General features: G+C 43.5%; 19 protein-coding genes. 8 read left to right on the top strand and 11 right to left on the bottom strand.

Annotated features, from left to right (window positions below):
* Positions 1-117 precede the first annotated feature (117 nt).
* Positions 118-1,671 carry an FMN-binding glutamate synthase family protein gene (locus M8998_RS13165; protein WP_249993599.1) on the top strand — a complete coding sequence of 518 codons (1,554 nt, stop codon included), beginning with the start codon at positions 118-120 and terminating at the stop codon, positions 1,669-1,671.
* 227 nt (positions 1,672-1,898) lie between these two features.
* On the top strand, positions 1,899-2,366 hold the full coding sequence (locus M8998_RS13160; RefSeq protein ID WP_249993598.1) for a hypothetical protein: 468 nt from the start codon (positions 1,899-1,901) through the stop codon (positions 2,364-2,366).
* Positions 2,367-2,383: 17 nt separating this feature from the next.
* Here M8998_RS13160 and M8998_RS13155 read toward each other — a convergent pair whose 3' ends face one another.
* Both M8998_RS13155 and M8998_RS13150 read right to left on the bottom strand, forming a co-directional pair.
* On the bottom strand, positions 2,384-3,160 hold the full coding sequence (locus M8998_RS13155) for an amidohydrolase (RefSeq protein WP_249993596.1): 777 nt from the start codon (positions 3,158-3,160) through the stop codon (positions 2,384-2,386).
* A 74-nt stretch (positions 3,161-3,234) separates the two neighbouring features.
* Positions 3,235-4,206, bottom strand: coding sequence for a polyprenyl synthetase family protein (locus M8998_RS13150; RefSeq protein ID WP_249993594.1), 972 nt, complete (start codon positions 4,204-4,206; stop codon positions 3,235-3,237).
* Between the two features lie 39 nt (positions 4,207-4,245).
* Here M8998_RS13150 and M8998_RS13145 point away from each other — a divergent pair, with 39 nt between their 5' ends.
* A complete protein-coding gene (locus M8998_RS13145) occupies positions 4,246-5,433 on the top strand; it encodes a glycosyltransferase (protein WP_249993592.1) in 1,188 nt (395 codons plus the stop codon).
* Between the two features lie 85 nt (positions 5,434-5,518).
* Positions 5,519-5,851, top strand: a complete 333-nt coding sequence (locus M8998_RS13140) for a metal-sulfur cluster assembly factor (RefSeq protein WP_249993590.1) — start codon at positions 5,519-5,521, stop codon at positions 5,849-5,851.
* Positions 5,852-5,920: 69 nt separating this feature from the next.
* Here the strand turns inward: M8998_RS13140 and uvrC are convergent, their stop codons facing one another.
* The 5 genes from uvrC to M8998_RS13115 form a co-directional block, all read right to left on the bottom strand.
* Positions 5,921-7,720, bottom strand: a complete 1,800-nt coding sequence (gene uvrC, locus M8998_RS13135; RefSeq protein ID WP_249993588.1) for an excinuclease ABC subunit UvrC — start codon at positions 7,718-7,720, stop codon at positions 5,921-5,923.
* Positions 7,721-7,735: 15 nt separating this feature from the next.
* The gene (locus M8998_RS13130; protein WP_249993586.1) at positions 7,736-9,985 is read right to left on the bottom strand and encodes a penicillin-binding protein 1A; all 2,250 of its coding nucleotides are present in this window, start codon (positions 9,983-9,985) and stop codon (positions 7,736-7,738) included.
* A 204-nt stretch (positions 9,986-10,189) separates the two neighbouring features.
* Entirely contained in the window at positions 10,190-10,660 is a 471-nt protein-coding gene (locus M8998_RS13125) for a T9SS type A sorting domain-containing protein (RefSeq protein ID WP_249993584.1), read from the bottom strand.
* 218 nt (positions 10,661-10,878) lie between these two features.
* Positions 10,879-12,585: an amino acid permease gene (locus M8998_RS13120; protein WP_249993582.1), complete on the bottom strand. Its 1,707-nt coding sequence runs from the start codon at positions 12,583-12,585 to the stop codon at positions 10,879-10,881.
* 312 nt (positions 12,586-12,897) lie between these two features.
* Positions 12,898-13,575 carry an ACP phosphodiesterase gene (locus M8998_RS13115; protein ID WP_249993580.1) on the bottom strand — a complete coding sequence of 226 codons (678 nt, stop codon included), beginning with the start codon at positions 13,573-13,575 and terminating at the stop codon, positions 12,898-12,900.
* Positions 13,576-13,750: 175 nt separating this feature from the next.
* Here M8998_RS13115 and tyrS point away from each other — a divergent pair, with 175 nt between their 5' ends.
* A complete protein-coding gene (gene tyrS / locus M8998_RS13110; RefSeq protein WP_249993578.1) occupies positions 13,751-15,037 on the top strand; it encodes a tyrosine--tRNA ligase in 1,287 nt (428 codons plus the stop codon).
* On the opposite strand, the gene M8998_RS13105 is transcribed toward tyrS, so the two are convergent.
* Entirely contained in the window at positions 15,038-15,745 is a 708-nt protein-coding gene (locus tag M8998_RS13105) for a DUF4397 domain-containing protein (protein WP_249993576.1), read from the bottom strand.
* Between the two features lie 154 nt (positions 15,746-15,899).
* Between M8998_RS13105 and M8998_RS13100 the strand changes: the two genes are divergently transcribed.
* From M8998_RS13100 to M8998_RS13090, 3 genes are read left to right on the top strand one after another with little or no spacing between them, the layout of a single operon-like run.
* Entirely contained in the window at positions 15,900-18,584 is a 2,685-nt protein-coding gene (locus tag M8998_RS13100; RefSeq protein ID WP_249993574.1) for an FtsK/SpoIIIE family DNA translocase, read from the top strand.
* A gap of 10 nt (positions 18,585-18,594) precedes the next feature.
* A complete protein-coding gene (gene lolA1, locus M8998_RS13095) occupies positions 18,595-19,254 on the top strand; it encodes an outer membrane lipoprotein periplasmic chaperone LolA1 (RefSeq protein ID WP_249993571.1) in 660 nt (219 codons plus the stop codon).
* 39 nt (positions 19,255-19,293) lie between these two features.
* Positions 19,294-20,334, top strand: coding sequence for a LacI family DNA-binding transcriptional regulator (locus M8998_RS13090; protein WP_249993569.1), 1,041 nt, complete (start codon positions 19,294-19,296; stop codon positions 20,332-20,334).
* Here the strand turns inward: M8998_RS13090 and M8998_RS13085 are convergent.
* The 3 genes from M8998_RS13085 to M8998_RS13075 are packed head-to-tail and all read right to left on the bottom strand — an operon-like array spanning position 20,309 to position 23,917.
* Entirely contained in the window at positions 20,309-21,880 is a 1,572-nt protein-coding gene (locus tag M8998_RS13085) for an MFS transporter (RefSeq protein ID WP_249993567.1), read from the bottom strand. The two genes, M8998_RS13090 and M8998_RS13085, sit on opposite strands and share 26 nt — an antisense overlap.
* Positions 21,881-21,907: 27 nt before the next feature.
* Positions 21,908-23,080, bottom strand: coding sequence for a mannonate dehydratase (uxuA, locus tag M8998_RS13080; protein WP_249993565.1), 1,173 nt, complete (start codon positions 23,078-23,080; stop codon positions 21,908-21,910).
* 15 nt (positions 23,081-23,095) lie between these two features.
* The gene (locus M8998_RS13075; protein ID WP_249993563.1) at positions 23,096-23,917 is read right to left on the bottom strand and encodes an SDR family oxidoreductase; all 822 of its coding nucleotides are present in this window, start codon (positions 23,915-23,917) and stop codon (positions 23,096-23,098) included.
* Between the last annotated feature and the right edge of the window lie 119 nt (positions 23,918-24,036).

Here is a 24,036-nt window from a genome sequence, read left to right as displayed (position 1 = left end):
TGTTACCAACAGATCAAGTTGGGAGACATCAATTTGTTGATTATGTGGCTTTATTTTAGCTATGATTGATCGATAAGTACTATTTTGAAGAGACATTAAACTAAATATATACGTATCATGCGTGTTAGAAATCTGATCCTTGGAACGATTATCATCATTAATTTGATCATCATTTCGTTCGGCCTTATTTTCACTCATAGCTGGTTTTGGCTATTGATTATACCCGTTCCGTTATTGGTTATCGCGTTGTACCATAGTTTCCAAAGCGGACATGCTATCTTACGGAACTATCCGGTAATTGGTTATTTCAGGTATTTCTTTGAGTCGATCCGGCCGGAGCTTCGCCAGTATTTTTGGGAATCGGACACCGATGGCCGTCCATTCAACAGACGACAACGTTCTATCGTTTACCAGCGCGCAAAAAACCAGCGTGAAACGGTGGCATTTGGCATGCAGACTGACCCACAAGCCATTGGCAATGAGTGGGCTGCGCATTCGGTATTTCCAGTGCATATTGAAAATCATGACTTGCGTACGAATGTAGGAAACTTCCAATGTAAGCAACCCTACAGTCTAAGTGTCTACAATATTTCGGCGATGAGTTATGGCGCTTTAAGCCGCACGGCGATTACGGCACTCAATAAAGGAGCGGCGTTACAGAATTTTGCGCACAACACCGGAGAGGGCGGAATTAGCCAGTACCATATTAATGGCGGTGATTTGATCTGGCAGATTGGTACAGGTTATTTCGGATGTCGGGACGATTTAGGGAAGTTCAGTCCAGAATTATTCCGGGAGAAAGCGACGAAGCCTTATGTAAAGATGATTGAAATCAAGCTTTCGCAAGGAGCAAAACCAGGACATGGTGGTATTTTGCCTGCGGCAAAAAACACACCAGAGGTCGCTGCGATTCGACATGTAGTGCCGGGTACTGATGTGATGTCGCCTCCGGCGCACAATGCTTTTTCTACCGCAGAAGGATTGATAGAATTCGTACAGGAGTTGCGTGATTTATCGGGAGGAAAACCGGTAGGCTTCAAGCTATGTGTGGGAGATAAGCAAGAATTTATAGACATCTGTCTTGCCATGCAACACACACAAATATTCCCCGATTTCATCGCTATAGATGGTTCAGAAGGTGGAACGGGTGCAGCTCCTCTGGAGTTCACCGACAACTTGGGGATGCCTTTGTACGATGCACTCGCTTTCATTACGACTACGCTAATCCGCTTTGGGTTGAAGAAGCACATCAAATTGATCGTTTCCAGTCGAATCGTTACCGGATTTGACATACTTAAAGCGGTAGCCCTTGGTGCAGACGCGTGTTACAGTGCGCGTGGAATGATGTTTGCATTGGGATGCATACAAGCATTAAAATGTAATGAGGATGTGTGTCCGGTCGGTGTAGCCACACAGCGGCCTCACCTCTATAAAGGTTTGGACGTGGAAGATAAATATGTACGCGTTGGTCAATTTCACCGAAATACGCTACGTGCAACAGTCGAGATTATGGAAGCTTGTGGCTTTAAGACATTAGAAGAAGTTAGCGCTGATAAGTTTTTCCGTAAAGTAGATAACCAAACCACGTTGAGCTTTCATGAGATTTACTTCCGTAATACCGGTAAGCTAGTCAATAATCGGAGTGGATTTGAGCCCGAGATTTTCGAATAAAAATACAACAAACACAAACAAAGCGAAACCCTTGGCTCATACGAGTCAGGGGTTTACTTTTGAAAGGCTATCTGACATTTCAAAAAAAATAGTTACTTTTAAGAAAGGATCTATTCAGGCAAACCTGATCATAATATCATTCGAACGGGCATGCCGGAAATGTCTCCACTTTTGTTCGATTTATCAGGTTGTAGTAAGATGGAATAGATTTAAAAACGATTGTATAGATGGAAAATATAATACCTGTGCTTCTTGTCGTCGGTGGTTTAATCTACAAAATTTACCAGAACTACCAGGAAGAGATGGAGAAGGCAAAGAAAAGACAGCAAAACATGCCTAAGAGTACCACTCCCAAAACGGTAGTTGCCAACCCGCGCACGACAACTGCAAAGCGTCGAGATACTGCATCTCCGACTCCTCGAACACCGCAACCGACGTATGATCGGACTTTAGGAAGACCCAAACCCACCAAAATTGCTCGCAGACCAGTGGAGCTACCTGAAAAAATGGTATTGCAGCACGAAGTACCTGCAGAGGTATCTCGTATGCGCGCGCAAAGAGCACAACAAAAGCTAGCCAAGAAAATTGAGGTGGTACCCGTAGCAGAAGCCGTGGCCGAACGGCAGCAGGCGCACTTTGATCTGAGACAGGCCGTTATTCATGCCGCAATTCTGGAAAGACCGTATGCAGATTGATATTCTACCTGTAGCTGTTAAATGATGGTAAACTTATCTTGATCGTGCAGAAATGGCAAATTCTCCCGCGTTTCTATCAGATCTTTAGGATTTAATGTGAAGGTATACAAATCCTCATCCTCCGGTTTATAATACACCACATCTCCCGCTGGAGAAATACACATAGAACCTCCAGAATAATAATTCTCATTCCCGTCGTGTCCGACCCGATTCACACCAATCACGAAGGCTTGATTTTCAATCGCTCTTGCTGGTATTAGCGCACGCCAATGAGCTGATCGCTTGTCTGGCCAGTTTGCCGTATAAACCAAAAGATCATACGCATCATTTTCATTGCGTGACCACACCGGGAAACGAAGATCATAACAAACCATCGGACAGATTCGCCAACCTTTGATATTGAGTACGACTCGGGATGCCCCAGCCGTGAATTTCTCGTTCTCCTTGGCCATGCTAAAGAGATGTCTTTTATCGTAATGCACAAAAGTGCCATCTGGCGACATCCAAACAAAGCGGTTATAATACCGACCGTCCTCTTCAATAATCAGGGAGCCGGCCACGACACATTCAAACTTTTTGGAAAGGTCGAACATCCAATGCATCGTTGGTCCAGACATTGTTTCGGAACAAGCTTCTACATTCATGGTGAAACCAGTGTTAAACATTTCCGGCAGAATAATCAGATCCGTTTTCTCACGCAATCCAGATAAACGAAGCGATAGATTTTGTAGATTCTTCTCGGCATTCTCCCAGAATAGATACGCTTGAAATATTGTTACTTTTATTTGCTCCATAGTGTTTGTTCGATCGCTACCTTTCGGCGTGCTTTAATACAAATTAGGCAATAATTCGCAGTAATCCTAATTGACTAATGCGTACGAACCATCAGATTACGTGCCAAATCTAATAAAGCAACCTTCTGCTGCGCAGCTACCCTTATCGCTTCTAAGGCTTTGTAGGCGTGCTCAGAATAGCGTTCTTTGAGCTCCTCGGCAATCGCGCGTACATCGTACTTGGCATACAATTGCTTAGTGGTCTGTATCTTGCTCTCCGCATCTCGCTCATTCACTAGCTCCTTTAGCGTTAGCGCGTCCTGCTCATCAGCGAGCCGCTGCAAGTGAATGCGTAAAATGGTTTTTTTATCGCAAAGAATATCACCCCCTACCTGCTTTCCAAAGTTTTCAGGATTACCATATACGTCTAAAATATCGTCTTGCAACTGAAAAGCAATCCCTAAGTTCACCCCAAACTGGAAAAGTAACTCCTGCTCTTCCGCGTTAGCATTCGCCAAGATAGCTCCCATTTGCAGCGCTCCCCCCAGAAGTACCGATGTCTTCGCACGGATCATGGCGATGTAAGCAGATTCTTCCACCTGATCCTCCGTTTCGAAATCCATATCCTTCTGTTGTCCTTCGCACACCTCCAACGCCATACGGTTAAAGACTTTCAGCAATGCTGGAATCTTATCAGGTGCACATTGTGCGATCTCTTCATACGCTTTCACGAGTAAAGCATCGCCAGAAAGAATCGCCACATTTTCACTCCATTTTTTATGCACCGTGATTGCCCCACGGCGAAGCGGAGCCTCATCCATAATATCATCGTGAATAAGGGAAAAGTTATGAAAATACTCCACGGCCAATGCAGCGGGAATGGTAGATTCCATATCATCAAAGGCAAACAGATCGGCCCCCAACATAACGAGTAATGGTCGGATGCGCTTGCCCGATAAACCCAAAATATAGCGAATTGGATCGTACAACTTAGGCGGATCCACTGGGAATTGTGCTTGCTCGATGGCTTCGGTAATCAGTGTACTATATATAGATTGTGTCAGCATGCGAAAGAAAATATGACGAATATACAAAAATAACTACTTTTGACTATCTCATACATGCGCGTACTCTTTGTTCATAACTACTATCAGGATCATGGTGGAGAAGATGTTGTCTTCCATCAAGAGATGACTGCATTGGCAGAAACACCAGGTTATGAGGTGTTTTCGCTAAGTTATCAAAATGAAAAAGGCTGGAAAGGCCTTTGGCAATTTCTGTGGTCTCCATGGAATATCTTTGCCGCAAAAAAATTACGCGAAGCCATACACCGCTTTAAACCCGATGTGGTTCATTTTCACAATACGCAGTATGCTTGTGGCCCCATCTTGATTCGCACCGCCAAGAAAGCGGGAGTTCCCGTTGTGATGTCCTTGCATAATTTCAGGTTGTTGTGCCCTTCGGCAACACTATTCTATAACGGGCACCTGTTTACCGACAGTGTACAGGCCGAGTTCCCTTGGAAAGCGATTCGAAACCGCGTATTGGATCATTCTTTCCTAAAAACTACATTGACCGCATTAAGTTATTGGATACATCGTCGATTAGGCACCTGGAACAGTGTAGATCGCTTTCTGGTATTGGCAGATTTTTCTAAGCATTTGTTGGAGAGAAGTTCGCTTCACGTATCTCCCCAAAACATCGTGGTGAAGCCGAATTATGTAGAGATTCCCCTTCCCAGCACCTTACCTGCCCGGCAAGAACATTTTCTTTTTGTAGGTCGCCTATCGGCGGAGAAAGGTATTATGGAGCTGTTGTTCGCTTTGAAAAACACCCGTTTCCCGCTACGTATCGTGGGGGCTGGCCCTTTGCAAGAACAAGTGGAGGAGATTGTAAGCGCTACACCACATTTCTCTTATGTAGGCGCTTTGCCCAAAGAAGCAGTCTACCAAGAGCTTTTGCAATGCAAAGCGCTTATTGTTCCCTCGGTCTGCTACGAAGGTGGTACACCACTTACCATCATAGAAGGTATGATGTTGCATACCCCCATCATAGCAAGTGCAATCGGCGCGATTGCTGATGCCGTGGTGGATGGAAAAACCGGATATACTTTCCAGCCCACGGAGGCTGGCTCGATTGAGCACGCCATTCATCAATTTGAAAAAGATGATAGCGCATCGCGTGATGCTATCACTGCGCAGGCAGCCGAGCACGCGAAGAACAATCATGGTAAAGCACATATTATGGCTTTATTACAACATGAGTATGATCAGGTTTGCGCACGAAATACCTAGATTTGTACAAGGAACTATTCATGCTTCGCCAACGACAAACACGCATGCGTATTCCATATAGTCGTTAAGAAATAAATTAATACATATGAATCAAATAATTGTGATGGATGCAACCGGCCTTGCGCCGCAGATCCGTGAGGTATTAGAGACGGTGTACGATCCAGAATTAAAGCCAGCAAACATCGTGGACTTAGGTTTGGTGTACGAAATCATTACCAAAGCAGATGGTTCGGCCAAAATTGTGATGACACTTACAGCACCTGGTTGCCCAGTAGCGGGAGAGATTATGGATGAGGTACAACGTAAAGTAGCAGATATTGAAGGAGTCAATCAAGCCGTTGTGGAATTAACATTTGACCCACCTTGGCATAGAGATATGATGTCTGAAGAAGCTAAGTTGGAGTTAGGGTTTTTGTAGGTCACTTACGCTTCCCTATCATTGCGCGAAGGTACGACAAAGCAACCTTTGAGTAGAGAAACGAGAATACTAGTCTATCTCGGCGAAATAGGCTCGAAAAGCGGCTATCTGCTTCTTATTCAATAGTGCTGCCAGTTGCTCATCGCTGGCTTCTCTCGTTTTTTTGGTCGACTTGAATGTTTTGAGTAGCTTTTCAACAGTTGTTTTACCAATTCCAGGGATCTGTTCCAACTCTGATACAAAGGTTTTTCGGCTACGCTGATTACGGTGAAAGGTGATACCAAAACGATGGGCTTCATCCCGAAGATGTTGGATAATGCGCAAAGTTTCCGATTTTTTATCCAAATATAGTGGGTATTGATCACCTGGATAATAGAGTTCTTCGAGCCGCTTCGCAATACCGATGACGGTTACCTTCTTTTCAATCCCGAGCAAGCGTAAGCTTTTCAGCGCGGCACCCAATTGCCCTTTACCTCCATCAATAATAATCAATTGCGGCAACGGCTGATCTTCGTCTAACAGGCGGCGGTAACGACGAAATACGGCTTCCTCCATCGTGGCAAAATCATCCGGCCCCACTACGGTTTTCACGTTGAAATGTCGGTAATCTTTCTTCGAAGGCTTAGCGTCTTTGAATACCACTATGGCAGAAACTGGATAATTTCCCTGAATATTGGAGTTATCAAAGCATTCGATATGCTGTGGCAGCACATTCATGCGTAGATCCTTTTGCATCTGTGATAATATACGCTCCGTTTTTAATTCGGGATTAAGCTTTTCGTATTGATTGAGTCGTTCCTTTTTAAAGTAAGCCACATTCTTGAGCGACAAATCCAATAGCTTGCGCTTGTCTCCCATTTTAGGCACCAAAAAATGAATGTTTTCGTTTTCTTGAATATCTAGTTCAAAGGGTACAATGATCTCTCGAGAAAGGCTTTTGAACCGGGATCTGATCTCCGGTATCGCCAATGCTAGCAATTCTTCATCACTTTCATCAAGCCGCTTTTTCATTTCCAGCGTTTGGGTCTGGATGATCACACCGTTGACGATCTTCAGGAAGTTGACAAATGCATAGCTATCTTCGGAAGCGATGCTAAATACATCTACATTAGTGATCGACGAACTCACGACAGTAGATTTACTTTGGTAGTTGCCCAACTTATCAAGCTTCTGCTTCAGCGTATGTGCTTGCTCGAAATCCATCTGAGCAACGGCCTCCTGCATTTGCTCTTTTAAGCGATTGTTTACAATGCTGATTTTTCCGTTGAGGATATCTTTGATATTGACGAGGTTCTGATTATAGGATTCCTCTTCTTGATAACCTTCGCACGGGCCTTTGCAGTTGCCGATTTGATACTCCAAACAGACTTTGAATTTGCCTTTTTGAATATTTTCTTCCGATAGGTTTAGGTTGCAGGTACGCAGCGGGAATAGCTCCCGAATCATATCCAGCACGATATGCATCATCCCTACTGAGGCATAGGGTCCATAATAGCGCGAACCGTCTTTAATATAACGACGCGTCCAGTAAATCCGTGGGAAACGCTCGTTTTTGATAACAATCCATGGATAGGTTTTGTCATCTTTGAGCATCACATTGTAGCGGGGCTGATGTTTTTTGATGAGGCTATTCTCGAGCAGCCAAGCATCGATCTCCGTGTCTACAATGGTAAATGCAATGCGATTGATCTTCCGCACCAACACTCTGGTTTTCCCGTTGAGCTGATGCGGACTATTGAAATAGGAGCCCACGCGATTGCGCAGATCTTTCGCCTTACCAACGTAGATCAGCTGCTCGTCTTTATCAAAATATTGATAGACACCTGGTTTATGTGGTATTCGAGTTAATTCCTGCTTATAATCAAACACTTAAACACTCCTATCTTAAAACCCTAGACGATCATCCTGCAGCGGTGTCTCCTCCGGCACACCAAAGAATTCCGTATGTCTGGAGCAATCGATCTCGAAACGGTGAATACCTCCTGGAGGTAATGGAAAGTCTTCCTGAGAATATTTTAGCGATTTATCTGCGTATACTTTACGCATGAACTTACCAAACACCGGCATCGCGGAGCGTGCTCCCTGCCCTAATGCGGTACTACTAAAACTGATTCCACGATCTTCAGCACCTGTCCATACGCCCGTAACCAATTCTGGCGTTATACCCATAAACCACGCATCCGCGTTATTATTTGTAGTACCCGTTTTTCCACCGATCGGGTTTTTAAGCCCGCCAAAGTCAGGATCCCAACGCAGTCTACTGGCGGTACCACCATCCACCACGCCTTTCAGAATGTCTACCATGGCATAAGCCGTTTCGCTGTTGATCGCCTTTACGACTTTTGGTGCTTTCTCGTAGATTGGTGTACCATTTTTGTCTTCCACCCGTAAAATCATGGTCGGCTCGACCCAGGTACCGTGATTCACAAAGGCCGCATAAGCACCCACCATGTCGAAGATGGAGGCATCATAAGAACCCAAGGCAATAGAAAGATTATTCGGAATATCGGACGTAATGCCCATCTTCCGGGTGAAAGAGGCTACATTATCTGCTCCAATCTCGTTAATAAGATAGGCAGATGCCTGGTTTTGTGAAAATTTAACGGCATTTTTCAACGTTATTGGATCACCACCGCGGACTTCGCCGCGCGGACTCCAGTTCCCGTAGCTGCGTGGATGATTTGGAATCGTATTACATGGTGTATAACCATTATCTATAGCACAAGCATACACAAACGGCTTGGCTGTAGATCCGACCTGTCTGGTACCTAACTTAACCTGATCATATTTAAAGTGCTCGAAGTTGATACCACCAACCCAGGCTTTGATATGGCCGGTCTGTGGCTCCATCGACATCATTGCATTTCGAAGAATAAGTTTGGTATAACGAATAGAATCCAATGGAGTCATCACCGTATCCATATTACCATTCCAACTGAATAAACTCATTGGAATCGGTTTGTTAAATTCCTTTTCGATGTCGCTCTCGGATAAGCCTTCGTCTTTCAACATCCGGTAGCGATCTGCGCGCTTCATGCCTCTGGCAAGAATCTTAGCATTTTCACCAGAAAAGGCATCCCGACGTCGCCATTCTTTGCTAAATTCATTCTGCAACTTGCTCATCCACTCTTTTTGCGCATCTTCTGCATGTTGTTGCATTTGGAAGTTGATCGGTGTGTAGACACGTAGGCCATCACGATCTAAATCGTATGGAGTACCATCAGGTTTTGTAATGGCCAGGCGTTTGAATTCCTGCCGAATCTGTTCTTTCAGCACGGCACGGAAATAGGGTCCAATACCCTCTGAGTAGCTGGAAATGCGTAGCTGCAAATCAAGCCCTTCTTGTTTAAAATCGTTGAAGTCGCTTTGGGAAAGGTATCCTTGCTCATACATATTTTGCATCACCAAGTTTCTCCTGTTTAGCGCATTCTCTGGATATCGTACGGGAGAATAGATGCCAGGCCCTTTGAGCATACCAACTAACAGAGCCGCTTGTGGTGCAGTAAGTTGATCGGGCGTAGTGTTGAAATAAGTACGTGCGGCAGATTTTATGCCGAAGGTATTATAGGCTCCAAAATCTACCGTATTGAAATACATCATGATGATTTCATCCTTAGTATAATTTCGTTCCAATCGAACTGCGGTAATCCATTCCTGAAACTTTTGCATTACTCTTTTCAAGAATCCCTTTTCTCGTCTCTCGGAAAAGAGATTGAGCGCCAATTGCTGCGTAATCGTACTTCCCCCCTGTTTGTTGCCAGCCAGTGTGTGGAAAATCACACTGATAGTACGGGAATAATCGATTCCAGAATGCTTGTAGAACCGCTTGTCTTCGGTAGACACGAGCGCATGAACCAATGCCGGAGAAAGCTCACTATAACGTACGTTGGATCTATTGTGTACATAATAAGTGCCTAGCACCCGATTGTCATCAGTGATGATCTCGGAAGCGAGATTACTGTTGGGGTTTTCCAAATCTTCGAAGGATGGTAATCGACCAAACAAGCCGATACGCACACTAAGCATAAATAGCATCGCAAAAAGAACAAACCCGAAAATAACCTTCCAAAAAAGGCCGGTATACCTCTTTACATCATCGGGTGTAAGTTTGCTATTTTTCGATTCTCTCTTCATAAAATTATTTTATCAATAACTATGGCTTTTCAGGATACACCAAGGGAGCACACCGCCGACCATGTTTTTCGATTACAAAAATATCATAATTTTCTGTAGGAACGCGCATAATTTAAACAGTTCGAAATTAGAAACGTGTTTCTGCACAGGGCATTGGCAAAATATCAAAAATAAAAATGGATTGATCTGACGCTAAACGAAATCTTAGCGTATAGAAATTCGTTTAATGACGGTTTCACTACCAGAGGTGACACGTACAAAATAGAAACCTGCGGGCAATTTGCTGCTGGTATCGAAGTTTAAGCTTTGTATGCCACCATCCAAATCACCATTCATTAAACCCATCACCTCATTTCCTAAAGCATCCATGACCCGAATGGATACGGAACTCAATTTGGAAAGTTTGAATGAAACGGCTACTTGCTCCGCAACAGGATTGTAGAAAACTTTGACGTTGGTGATTACTTTGTTATTCACATCAACTAGTGATCCTGGGTCTCTACGGGTACGCGATGCAATAGAAGCGAGTTGATTGGTGGACAAAGAACTAATAGATGCAGTATCTACCTTAAACAAGAGGTGCGCCTCGGCAGCATAGGACACATTGGCACTCACTACCAGTGCTACTACACTGATATAAAGCCAAGTCCGTACGTACTGTAGATGCTTTCTCATTAAATTAATATTCTACGTTTTTAACTGGCCAATCCAGCCAAAATTGAGTTTTTTAATTGGGAGTTTCCTGTATACAAATATAACCTTTAAAGCGAGACTTTGTTGGTCTCAAATATATTTTTTTGAGGCCTTTAACAATTTTTAACCAAGCCTGACGTTGACGTAGCTTAATTGCGTGCAGAAGCGGTTTTTCAACGCTATTTTCTAAATGATACGCGTTAGTTTTCCAGTTCTTTATCCGAATTTTGTGTATTTAATTTGGAGTTTCGATAACCGTAGGCAAAATACACAACAAGACCGATCAATAACCAGATGATAAAGATGAGCCAATTACTGGCACCTAACTCGCTCATTAGGTATAGATTTATTAGAATACCAATAACCGGAAGCAGTGAAAAATTGAAGCGAAAGCTCAATACACTCATCACCAACCATACCAACCAAAACACGATAACCAACGAATTGTGTAATAAAGTATTACCAAGTGCGGCTTCTCGCGCTCCTGTTAACGGTGCGCCGTATATGTAAACCAACACAACGCCAACTAAAAAGCTCAATCCTACGATGTATTTGCCATTGATATAAGGCACCTTAAATTTTGCTTTGGCCGTTAATCCGGCATGATCCATATATAACACGCCTGCGCACACCATAATGAAAGCAAAGAAAGTTCCGACACTGGTAAGATCTACGAAGAAATCCATCTTGAAAAATAAAGCAGGTACCGCCACTACGATACCAGTAATAATGGTGGCGAAAGATGGTGTTTTATATTTAGGGTGGATGGTGGCAAATTTCTTCCATAATAGGCCATCTCGGCTCATGGTCATCCAAATTCTTGGCTGAGCCAACTGAAACACCAAAAGCGCACTAGTAATGGCAATCACCGATGTGACCGACACAATGCCTGCCATATGATCAAAACCGACATAAGAAAACACATACGCTAAGGGATCTTTCACATTTAATGCACTGTAATTGACCATACCGGTTAATACCAATGTGATACACACATACAATACTGCACAAATTAGCAAACAATAGATCATAGCACGCGGTAAGTCTCGCTGCGGATTTTTGCTTTCTTCTGCTGTTGTGGAAATAGAATCGAAACCGATAAAGGCGAAAAATACCGCAGCCACTCCACTGAGCACTCCTTCCATTCCATTCGGTGCAAAAGGCGTCCAGTTTTCTGGCTTTACAAAAAACATTCCTCCAAAAATAACGGCCAAAATAACCCCAATCTTCACCAACACCATGAAATTGCTGGCTCGGCGTGATTCTTTGATACCAATGTATACCAGCCAAGTGACAAACACGGTCACTAAGCCTGCCGGTAAGTCGAAAATAATAGGAATACCCGATAAACGTGGGGCAGTTTCGTATGCTTGCAGCGCAATGCGATCTATGCCTTCTAAATTCTCAAGACCAACAGCAAGCATTTTTGCATGGGCTTCATAAGCATAGGCCGGAGCCATAGTCAGCCATTTGGGCACAGTAATCCCAAATCCTTCCAGCATAGATACAAAATATTGAGACCAAGAAATGGCAACAACCATATTAGAAACTGCGTACTCTAAAACGAGTGCCCAACCAATAATCCAGGCAAACAATTCGCCAAAAGAAACATAAGCATACGTATATGCACTACCTGATACCGGTACCGCACTCGCAAATTGCGCGTAGGATAATGCCGTAAAAACACAGGCAAAAGCTACAAATAGGAAAAGTAAGGAGATAGCAGGCCCACCATTGTAACTTGCCAAACCAATTGTACTGAAAATACCCGCTCCTACAATGGCCGCGATTCCCAATGACACCAGATCCCGCACTCCTAGTACGCGTGCCAAACCAGAGCCACCTTTTTGTGAATCAAGCAGAATCTGATCTATACTTTTCTTGCGGAAAAGCTTATTATTACCCATGTTGAAATGATTATCAGCTAATTGAAGTTAATTTTAAGATCAAACGGTCGTGATGACGATTCTTTTTATATAAATCTTGCATTTATAACTTGTATTCACGCTTAATCGTTTACAAATGTCTAAAATAATCCATTAAAATGGGCATAAATGTTTGGATATCTCACAATAGGCTTTGCGCGACACAACAGAACAACGCTGTTAGCTCTTTCGTATTAACTGGTAAATTTAGAATAGCGGATGCACTATATCTTTTAATCAGATTCAACCAATAGTTCGATTGAACAGAAATGCAACGTAATATATGCCGGGTATTTACAAGGGTAACTTATCCTGCACGTACCGAAAGATTTCTCGAAAATCTTTCAGTGAATCTGCCGTATACGTCTCCAATTCATCCGCCAACACTTTATAATCCGTCTCCGTTACTTCAAAACTCCATATTCGCTTCGCGATATTAAACAAAGGCACAGATAAACCGCGCAGATCAGCATATTCATGGATATATTTCCATTCCAGAAACCGATCATAGAAATGAAAAAACTTACTGGTATCTACAAGGCCAATAATTTCCAGAAATTTCTTCAGCATCGGCCGATTGACGTGAGCCAGATGTTCGTAAAGCCGATTCACATTGACCATTTCATGCTGAATAAGGAGATGATCCAGCAGTAATTCTAAAGAGATATGCCCCATAAATGAAGCACGAACTGGCAGATGGCTCAAGATAGGATCTAATCTTTTGCGCAGCTGATGGTTGTGCTCCAGAAAGAATGGGCTACTATGAAAAATCTTATCGACGGCTACATGCCTGTACCAGCCTTGGTAAATCTCAATCATCTGCGGATGCGCGAATAATTGCTCTTCGAACCGATTGGGATGAAAAACATACTCCTTATCGGCATTCTTCAACAGATCAGGCAATAGACAACCCACCACCCGTGCCGACTCGGATGCATAGCGTTCAAAATAGAAATGGGATAGAAAATTCACCTGCTGAATGGATTGATCAAACCGAATATAATAACAGTAAGATACACTTTAAGTTTTATCTTTGCAATCTTAGAATATATGTTAACAAATTGACGGTTAGTACATCTTCAGGTATTGTAGTGTTCACAAATACCCGACTATACTAGATAACCGTCTGAAATCAAATCGTTTGGATATGAATTTTGTAGAAGAATTACGTTGGCGCGGCATGCTCCAGGACATTATGCCAGGTACTGAAGAGGTATTGAATAACGAGAAAGTCTCTGGCTATATCGGTTTCGATCCCACAGGAGATTCTTTGCACGTAGGGCATCTTACACAGATCATGACCTTGATTCACTTTCAGTCTGCTGGGCATAAGCCTTTTGCGTTAGTAGGTGGAGCTACAGGTATGATTGGTGATCCATCGTTCAAATCAGCAGAACGTAATCTATTGGATGAAAGCACCTTGCAACACAATCTAAATGCGTTAAAGGTTCAGCTTTCAAAATTCCTGTCTTTCGGAGAAGGGAAGACAGATGCAAAAATGGTCAACAATTATGACTGGTTTAAGGAATTCAGCTTCTTAGATTTCATCCGGGATGTTGGTAAGTTGATTACCGTAAATTATATGATGTCCAAGGATTCTGTCAAGAAAAGATTGGAAGGTGAAAATGGTCTTTCCTTTACTGAATTCACCTATCAGCTTATTCAAGGATACGATTTCTATTATTTGTGGAAGCATCACAATTGCAAGATACAAATGGGTGGTTCGGACCAGTGGGGTAATATTGTGACGGGTAGCGAAATGATCCGTCGTATAGACCAAGGCAGTGCCTATGCACTCACCACACAATTGATCAAGAAATCTGATGGGCAGAAATTCGGAAAAACAGAATCCGGAGCGGTATGGCTGGATGCCAAAAAGACCTCACCCTACAAATATTACCAATTCTGGCTCAACGCTACGGATGATGATGCAAAAAGTTGGATCAAAATATTTACGCTAAAACCGAAGGAAGAAATTGATGCCATCATTGCAGCGCACGATGAAACACCGCATTTACGCATTGTACAAAAGGCGCTGGCACAAGATATCACCATCCGCACTCACTCGGAGCAAGCATACGAGACAGCCATTAAGACGTCTGATTTCTTGTTCAACAATGGTTCGCTGGATTTCTTGTCATCACTTCAAGAAGAAGAGTTGCGTGAGGTCTTTGAAGGGTTACCACAATACGACCTCAGCCGAGAAGAACTCAACAATGGAATCCACATCTTGGATTTTCTAGCGGTAAACACGCAGGTATTTCCTTCCAAAGGAGAAGCACGTAAAATGCTACAAGGTGGTGGTGTATTGATCAACCGTGAAAAAATTCTGGATGGAGAATTGGTATTATCCAGCAGTCACCTAATTAATGATCGCTATATTATTGCACAGCGTGGCAAGAAAAACTATTACCTGATTGTGTTAAAAGACTAATTAGGGATGTCTAATTACCGTATATAGCGAAGTTTGGCTATTGCGGTCTTTCTCTGCTAGAGAACCTGTCAACCAAATAGTATATACCCCTTGGTTGACAGGTTTAAAATCAAAATCATACGTCGCTAAAGTGCTGTTATTCGTAGCAAACTGAAGTTGATAGTCTGCTACATCAAAAACGGCGAATGCAGATATGTTGCCAACTCTTAAATCCCCAAAAAATCGCGAACGATCGGAAGCAGTTCCCAATGCTACCGTTAACCCATCTGCGTTGGTATTAATAAACCGTACTCTAAATTGTCCGTTTCTTGGTAGTAGCAAATCGTCTTCAACCAAAGTAGACTGCACCGGATTTCCCCTAGTAAGCAACACCGAGTAATTTTTGCCAGCAACTAAATTTATATCTACTGCCGGCGGAGACACCGTCTGGTTGCCGTATCGTATATTTAGAGTCAGCCTCCTATTACCGGGATATGCTGTTCTATGCCGCATAAATTCGCCGTACCGCAACATCTCGATACTGCTATTCTGACGCTCCCCATTCAAAAACACATCCATTTGATCTGACCCAGAAACACCATTAAAAACAGCCAATACTGCCATTTGATTTAGCGAGGAATCTAACGATCCTTGCGAAAGGTAATCCTTATTGGAACAAGATGTCATGAGTAACGCAAAGGTCACTATGTATATACTAAATTTTATCATGAAGATTTGTTTTGTAAGGCCTATGCTCTGGCACACATGCTATAACAAACGCAGATAGAAAGAGACACGCTACAATATACAACTTCGCTTCCCGGCAAAACCATAGTATTGTCTATTTTTAGTAAGTTTGTAACAGGCATAAACTGTCGTCTACATGGCTAAAGGAAATTCATTCAAAAGTGGGAATACGGGTACTGGGGGGGTAAGACGCGCGAAAAGCACTACCTCTTCGTACCAACCGAAAAAGACAACACGTACGTTTCGTAAAATAGATTTTACGGAGGGACAGCAAAAGATTATGAAGGTGCTAGGGCTTTTCTTACTCATCACTTCCGGGCTATTTGCGGTTGCCTTTTTCTCGTACCTCTTCACTTGGAAAGCAGATCAAAGTTATATCTATATCACCAATGGCGGCTGGGGCACACTTTTCAGCACCTCGCAAGAACTAATGGACGATACCTTGGAGCCACCAATCATCGAAAATAAGTTGGGGAAATTTGGCGCTTTATTGGCCAATCAATTTATCTTCGAATGGTTTGGCGTTGCATCTTTCTTGTTCATTCTCGTTCTATTTGTTGTTGGATATAGACTGCTATACCTTCGTGCTCTATTACCCGTGGGGAAAACAATTTTATATGCCCTAATCACTATCGTTTTCACGTCTGTTACACTCGGCTTTCTACAGGATTTTATCACGGATACGCCACACATTCTGGAAGGAAAATTTGGTTACTGGACAAACCAGATTCTGACCCTACAAATCGGAACGGCGGGCGTAGCGGGTATACTTCTCTTTGTCTTATTGGCCGCACTGATCCTTATTTACAATTATGATTTGCAGATTTCTTTCCGAAGCAACAAGTCGGATGAGGATGAGGCATATGATGACTCAGAAGACCCCGAGGAATATGACGGCAATGAGCAATTAGATCGACCGGCAGCCAGCAATAGCTTTATGGAAGACCGTTCGGCGCCAAGGGAGCGTCTCACTCAACGGCCAAGAAAAAATTCGGACGTAAATGATACTCTGGAACAACATCGACAAGTAAACCCTACCTGGGAGCCAGAAATCACCCAATCGGAAGCAAAAGAGAAAAATACACTACGATCCGATGAAGAGCGAGGTTCTATATCATTCGATGTGGTGGATACCCATATACCAGAGTCTATCACCCCTCCTACCACAGAGGCCGAAGCAGTTGCTCTTTCAGTAGAGCCAGACTTGTCGCTGGAGATTGAGGAAACAGCCACACCAGAATTGGCGCTTACTGTAGAAGCCGTGAAGGAGGAAAAAGCGGTAGAGGCAAGTGATCTGGTTAAGCAGTTTGGTGAGTACGATCCTAAGTTAGATCTGTCGGGCTATCAATATCCCCCACTTGATTTATTAAAAGAGTACGGTACGGGTAAAATAACCATTAATCAGCAAGAGCTGGAAGCCAATAAAAATAAGATTGTAGATACCCTGCGTAACTACAGCATAGAGATCGAGCACATCAAAGCCACGATCGGCCCCACAGTCACCTTGTACGAGATTATCCCGAAACCTGGAGTTCGTATCTCACGAATTAAAAACCTAGAAGACGATATTGCTTTGAGTCTAGCGGCATTAGGTATCCGGATTATTGCGCCTATGCCAGGAAAAGGCACTATTGGTATTGAAGTGCCCAACAGCAACCCGGAAATGGTATCTATGCGATCGGTAATCGCGACCGAAAAGTTTCAAAAAACGGATATGGATCTGCCTATTGCATTGGGCAAGACTATTTCGAATGAGGTATATATTGCCGATTTAGCGAAGATGCCTCACCTTTTAGTGGCTGGTGCTACCGGACAGGGTAAATCGGTTGGTATCAATGCTATTTTAACTTCTCTATTGTACAAACGCCATCCTGCGGAGTTGAAGTTTGTATTGGTTGATCCAAAGAAAGTAGAGCTTTCCCTGTTCAAGAAGATCGAACGCCACTTCCTGGCTAAACTTCCGGGAGAAGATGACGCGATTATCACAGATACCAAAAAGGTAATCAATACCCTGAATTCCCTGTGTATCGAAATGGATCAACGCTATGATTTATTGAAAAATGGTCATGTACGGAACTTGAAGGAATACAATGCAAAATTTGTAGGCCGCCGATTAAACCCTGAGGAGGGTCATCGATTCTTACCTTTTATAGTACTCATCGTCGATGAGTTTGCAGATTTGATGATGACGGCAGGAAAAGAAGTAGAGACACCTATTGCACGGCTTGCACAGCTGGCTCGCGCAGTGGGTATACATTTGGTCATCGCGACACAGCGTCCTTCGGTGAATATCATTACCGGAACGATTAAGGCTAACTTCCCGGCTCGTCTAGCATTCCGTGTGTTATCTAAAGTCGACTCCAGAACAATTTTGGATTCAGGCGGTGCAGATCAGCTAATTGGGCGTGGAGATATGTTATTAGCCACCGGAAGCGAATTGATTCGTATTCAGTGTGCGTTTGTCGATACACCCGAGGTAGATCAAGTCTCTGAATTTATCGGTGCGCAACGTGGTTATCCATCGGCTCATTACCTGCCAGAATACGTAGACGAAAATGGTGAAGGCAATGGATTGGCAGATTTTGACCTTTCGGATCGTGATGCCCTTTTTGAAGATGCAGCGAGGTTGATTGTGATGCATCAGCAAGGATCAACATCATTGATTCAGCGTAAGCTAAAGCTAGGTTATAATCGCGCAGGCCGAATCATCGATCAACTGGAAGCAGCTGGCATCGTCGGCGCATTTGAAGGTAGTAAAGCACGGGAAGTGCTTTATCCGGATGAGTACTCCTTAGAACAATATTTGGAGACATTAAGATAAGAAAGGGCATATGAAAACTATATCTATTACCAGAATCCTATTGCTAGCACTTGTAAGCTTTAACATTGTGACAGCAGAAGCGCAGACAAAAGCAGCGACTGCTAAGGCCACCTTGGATCAGGTATCGAAAAAATACGATAGCTATCGCACGATGATGGTGGATTTCTCCTTTGAAGCGACACAAGCGGATGGACAAAAGTATACCGATGCAGGATCACTGAAACTAGACAAAGCAGGTAATAAATACCGCATCAAACTCAATGCACAAGAGATTATTAGCGACGGCAAAGCGGTATGGTCCATACTACCAGAAGACAAAGAGATTCAGGTCAGTGAGGTAGATAATAGCTCGGAAACACTAGGGCCACAAAATTTATTTACCTTCTACCGTACTGGCTACACCTATGCGGCGTTAGCGGATGAGCGGGTAGGCAGTCGGTCGCTCAAAGCAATTCAACTTACTCCTACAGATAAGTCGTCCAGCTACGCGAAGATCAAGCTTCGTGTTAACAGCAATAATCATATCCATGACATTACCGTTTACGATAAGGCTGGTTCAAGCTACAATTATACGGTGACGGCATTGTACGTAAACCAAAAAATTCCACAAGGCATCTTTAACTTTCAAAAGAATCAATTCCCGAATTTTGAAGTGGTGGACTTAAGATAATCTGCAATCGCAAAAATCAATTTTCACTAACTAAAAGACATGGCAAATATCACCCTAAAAGAGTTAGCAAAGATGCTGGAACTATCCGTCTCATCGGTATCTAAAGCACTCAATGATAGCCATGAAATTAGTATAGAAACGAAACGAAAAGTACAGGAACTCGCTGCGGCTCATAATTACCGTCCTAATATGTTTGGTAAGAGCCTGAAAACAGGCCGTACAAACACGGTAGCGATTATTATTCCATACCTGTCAAATCCGTTTCAAGCTCAGATATTAGAGGGCGCGCATCAAGCAGCATATAGCAATAATTACAAGCTAATCTTTATGCAAAGTCGGGAAGATGCTGACAAAGAAATAGAATTGTTGCAGTCTCTTATTAATCAAAATATCGATGGGATACTGATCTCACCATCCGCCAAGAGCAGTGTGGAATTTCTGAGGAAAGTACATCAGAAAGTACCCATTGTGTTGATTGATCGTATTGATTTTGATCTGGACACACACAAAATTGGTGTAGATAATGAGCGTGGTGCGTTTGACGCAACCCAGCACTTGATCAATATGGGACGCAAAAACATTCTCGTTCTGAATGGAAAGGATCTGGGAGTTACACAAAAGCGCACAGCTGGGCACAAAAATGCTTTGATGGCCAATCAGATTGATTTCATTAGGCAAAATGTAATTGAGGTAGACTATCAGTTACCTCGGCAGGATCTGGTAAAAAGTTTACGGGATATGCTTCAGGCTAAGCTCTTGCTGATGAATGGGCCAATCGGAATATTGGGCAACACCGACATACTCACCCTCAGCGTTCTGGGCATACTATCTGAGTTGGGAATTAGGGTTCCGGAAGAAGTGGCCGTCATCGGATTTTCCAATACAGAAGCGGCCGACTCGCTGAACCCCGCACTTTCCACCGTAGTGCAGCCAGCACTACAGATGGGAAAAATGGGGATAGAAAAACTGGTGGAGTTAATTGAATGTAAAAACAGGCATCAAACCTCCATGACCACGACTACGCTGGACCCAGTTATTGTCCTTCGTAAGTCTACTACAGTATTACCTGCTTCATTCTAGGCACAAGGGTTTTCATCAGCGTCCAGGCCAATAAGTAGGCTACGCCACAGAAAGAAAACACAATCAGATATCCGGTATTAATGCCATTGCTGACCACCTCTCCTGTAGAAGCAAGTTGTTTCAAAAACTCTTCTATACTAATCACGCCATGTTGTTCCAACAAGATTTTTTCCGTTTCCAGCTGTTGGAACTGTGGATATACTTCATGTAAGGACGTACCATTGACTTTGCTCCAATGTCTTTCTGCATAATCGAAAAGCATACCCGATGATTTATTAATCAGGAAAGCGCCTATACCCCCGGCCAAACCACCAATTCCTGTAACGGTGGCAATTGCCCTCTTAGGAAACATATCACCTACCGTAGAGTAAAGATTGGCAGACCATGACTGGTGTGCAGCAGCGCCAATACCAATAAGCACCACCGGGTACCAGAAAGAAAAGTCAGCCAGCGGTTGTGCCAACAGTAATAATAGCGGAAAAAAGGCAAATATAAGCATGGCGCGCATACGGCCCGCATAAGGGTCTAACCCCATTTTATCTACAAAGTAGGATGGTAACCAGCCACCGATAATCGATAGCATCGTGATGCTATACAACACAAAAAGAGCCAGTTGACCGATGAAATCGGAAGACTTAATGCCATATACGGAGCTGAGATAGGCTGGCATCCAGAAAAGTAAAAACCACCAAACCCCATCCGTCATAAATTTGCCTAGTGCATAAGCCCAGGTTTGTCGGTGTTTCAGGCAGTTAGTAATGGTTACCTTACGTTGTTCCACCAGCACATCAGGTTGTATTGGACTCAATTCCATCACTTCATCTTGTTGAATATAGGCCAACTCTTCCGCACTGACCTTTGGGTGCAACTCTGGCTTTTCGTACATAAATATCCAGAAACCCATCCACACAAAACCTAGTGCACCTATTATTATAAATGCCATCTCCCAGCCCAATGCCTCCGCAATGTAAGGGATCGTCAGCGGAGCAGCCAATGCACCGATCGTAGTACCTGCATTGAATATACTGGTGGAAAGTGCCCGATCTTTTTTCGGAAAATATTCGGCCACAGTCTTGATGGCTGCCGGAAAGTTACCGGCTTCACCCACTGCTAAAATGAAGCGAGCAAAAATAAACAACACTACACTGACATTCACCACACGAGAAAAATCATGCACATGGCTAATTGCTTCCTTCGCGCCTTCAAACCCTACGAACCACTCCCCAGCAGTAATCCCTGCTGTGGCAATGCCACAAAAAGCATGCAAGATCGCACCTACAGACCAGACGCCGATGGCCCACAAAAAACCTTTCTTAGTGCCCACCAAGTCCACGAATCTTCCTGCCAAAAGCATGCTGATCGCATAAAAAATGGCAAATAAAGCGGTTATATTTCCATAATCGTTATTTGTCCAATGAAATTCGGGAGCAATGAAGTCCTTCCAGGTAAGAGACAGTACTTGTCTGTCCAAATAGTTGATGGTCGTTGCAAAAAATAGCAGTCCGCATATCACCCATCTGTAGTTTCCTTTTACTTTGCTCCCCATTTTTATTTTTTGGTTTATATATTGGTGTTAGCTTTTTATTCTGGCATATAATAATCCTTCTTCCAATCCCCTCAGTTCTGCCAGGCCCCGCAGTCGCCCAATCGCCGAATAGCCGGGATTTGTTACCTTATGCAGGTCGTCCAACATCTGGTGGCCGTGATCCGGTCGAAATGGTATAGGTTGGGCACGTGTTTGGTTTTCTTCGATGAAGATGTCCAGTACCTGAGCCATATCCACATCGCCAGCCAAATGATCTGCTTCGTAAAAGTTGCCGATCGCATCTTTCTTCACATTGCGGAAATGCGCAAAATGTACCCGATGTTTGACGGCTCTTGCGATAGCAGGCACGTCGTTCTCTGCTCCAGCTCCTAATGAACCGGTGCAAAAACAAACACCATTAAATTGGGCATTTACGCCTTCAATAATTTTGACATAATCCTCCAAACCAGAAGCAATCCGTGGTAGCCCTAATATCGGGTAAGGTGGATCGTCTGGGTGGATCGCCATCTTTATTCCATACTCTTCACAAACCGATTGTATTTCGCGCAAAAACCAGCATAGATTATCTAGCAAACCTTTCCGTCCTATTTCCTTGTAAAGAATTAAGCTACTTTGTAAGTCTTCTAGTGAGATATCCTTTTCACTTGGTATACCCATCAAGATCACTCGTTTCAACTCTTCTACATCCTCAGCACTAAAAGTTGCAAATCGCTTTTTTGCTTCTACAAGCACCTGTTCGGGATAATCATTTTCCGCCTGCTCCCTTTGGAAAATATGCAAGTCGAAAGCAGCTAGATCGGCCCAATCAAAGTACAAAGCTTTCGCTCCATTAGGCATTTCCAGATCTAGCTTTGTCCGCGTCCAGTCGAGCACCGGCATAAAGTTGTACGTAACGACTCGGATGCCACAGGCTGCTAAGTTGCGCAGTGTTTGTTTATAATTCTCGATATACACCGCAACATCTTCGCGTTTGGTTTTGATGGCTTCGTGTACCGGCACACTTTCTACAACAGACCAAACCAGTCCCGCTGCTTCTATCAGGCTTTTACGTTCTTCTATATCCTTTAAAGGCCAGATTTCGCCATGTGCAATATGATGTAATGCGGTTACGATGCCTGTTGCACCAGCCTGTTTTACATCTTGCAAGCTTACCGGATCTTGTGGCCCGTACCAACGCCACGTTTGTTCAAATTTTTGCATATAAATTCTTACTATCTAGACACCAGACCAAGCATTGAATCCTCCATCGACGTAGACCGTCTCTCCGTTCACAAAAGAAGAGGCGTCACTCAATAGGTATATTAATGTTCCATTAAGCTCTTTGGGATCACCGAGTCGGGAAAATGGCGTTCCGCTCACAAATTTCTGTGCCCGCTCCGTGTAGGAGCCATCTGGATTGGTTAATAATGTTCTGTTTTGTTCGGTGAGAAACACGCCCGGAGCGATGGCATTTACACGGAGCTGGTCGCCATAACGAAGCGCCATTTCAGACGCCATCCATTTCGTGAAACCAACCACACCATTTTTTGCCACTGTATATCCAAGCACACGGCTGATCGCCTGACTGGAAGATAGAGAAGCAATATTAATAATACTACCGCGACCCTGCGCCGCCATCACTTTGCCAAAAACATGCGTCGGGATAATGGTTCCAAAAAGGTTTAGTTCGATGGCCTTGAGTGTATCCTGTATATTGGACTCAAAAATATCCTGATCGGGGCCAATCGTGGCTCCTGGAATATTACCTCCGGCCGCATTGATCAATCCATCAATTGCTCCCCATTTGGTGATAATAGCCTCTTTTGCTTGTTGCATAGAGGTCTCGCTGAGTACATCTGCAACAAATGTCATTCCTTCTGCGCCAAGACTATGTACCGAAGCCAAGCGTTCCGCAGCACGCTCTTCATTTCGACCAATAATAGCCACCTTAGCTCCTGCTTCTGCCAATGCGATCACAAAATTCTTTCCTAGAATTCCGGTAGCACCGGTCACAACAATAACTTTGCCCGCAAGGGAAAACTTATCCAATATGCTCATGTGGTTTATTTAGTGTTTATAACAATTCAATATTATTAAATTAAGTCGGCTCCTGAAAGGATTAGTTACGCCAACGTTTGCGAGGAATTCCGCGTGGTAAGATCATGTCTGTCAAAAAG

This window comes from Sphingobacterium sp. lm-10, assembly GCF_023554555.1.
Taxonomy (GTDB): Bacteria; Bacteroidota; Bacteroidia; order Sphingobacteriales; family Sphingobacteriaceae; genus Sphingobacterium.
Note: the sequence above shows the minus strand (reverse complement) of the source record. Positions and strands in the feature narration are given on the sequence as shown.

Coding starts and splice junctions, on each gene's coding strand:
- M8998_RS13165 (WP_249993599.1), top strand. CDS start 118: ATGCGTGTTAGAAATCTGATCCTTGGAACGATTATCATCATTAATTTG.
- M8998_RS13160 (WP_249993598.1), top strand. CDS start 1,899: ATGGAAAATATAATACCTGTGCTTCTTGTCGTCGGTGGTTTAATCTAC.
- M8998_RS13155 (WP_249993596.1), bottom strand. CDS start 3,160: ATGGAGCAAATAAAAGTAACAATATTTCAAGCGTATCTATTCTGGGAG.
- M8998_RS13150 (WP_249993594.1), bottom strand. CDS start 4,206: ATGCTGACACAATCTATATATAGTACACTGATTACCGAAGCCATCGAG.
- M8998_RS13140 (WP_249993590.1), top strand. CDS start 5,519: ATGAATCAAATAATTGTGATGGATGCAACCGGCCTTGCGCCGCAGATC.
- M8998_RS13130 (WP_249993586.1), bottom strand. CDS start 9,985: ATGAAGAGAGAATCGAAAAATAGCAAACTTACACCCGATGATGTAAAG.
- M8998_RS13125 (WP_249993584.1), bottom strand. CDS start 10,660: ATGAGAAAGCATCTACAGTACGTACGGACTTGGCTTTATATCAGTGTA.
- M8998_RS13120 (WP_249993582.1), bottom strand. CDS start 12,585: ATGGGTAATAATAAGCTTTTCCGCAAGAAAAGTATAGATCAGATTCTG.
- tyrS (WP_249993578.1), top strand. CDS start 13,751: ATGAATTTTGTAGAAGAATTACGTTGGCGCGGCATGCTCCAGGACATT.
- M8998_RS13105 (WP_249993576.1), bottom strand. CDS start 15,745: ATGATAAAATTTAGTATATACATAGTGACCTTTGCGTTACTCATGACA.
- M8998_RS13100 (WP_249993574.1), top strand. CDS start 15,900: ATGGCTAAAGGAAATTCATTCAAAAGTGGGAATACGGGTACTGGGGGG.
- lolA1 (WP_249993571.1), top strand. CDS start 18,595: ATGAAAACTATATCTATTACCAGAATCCTATTGCTAGCACTTGTAAGC.
- M8998_RS13090 (WP_249993569.1), top strand. CDS start 19,294: ATGGCAAATATCACCCTAAAAGAGTTAGCAAAGATGCTGGAACTATCC.
- M8998_RS13085 (WP_249993567.1), bottom strand. CDS start 21,880: ATGGGGAGCAAAGTAAAAGGAAACTACAGATGGGTGATATGCGGACTG.
- uxuA (WP_249993565.1), bottom strand. CDS start 23,080: ATGCAAAAATTTGAACAAACGTGGCGTTGGTACGGGCCACAAGATCCG.
- M8998_RS13075 (WP_249993563.1), bottom strand. CDS start 23,917: ATGAGCATATTGGATAAGTTTTCCCTTGCGGGCAAAGTTATTGTTGTG.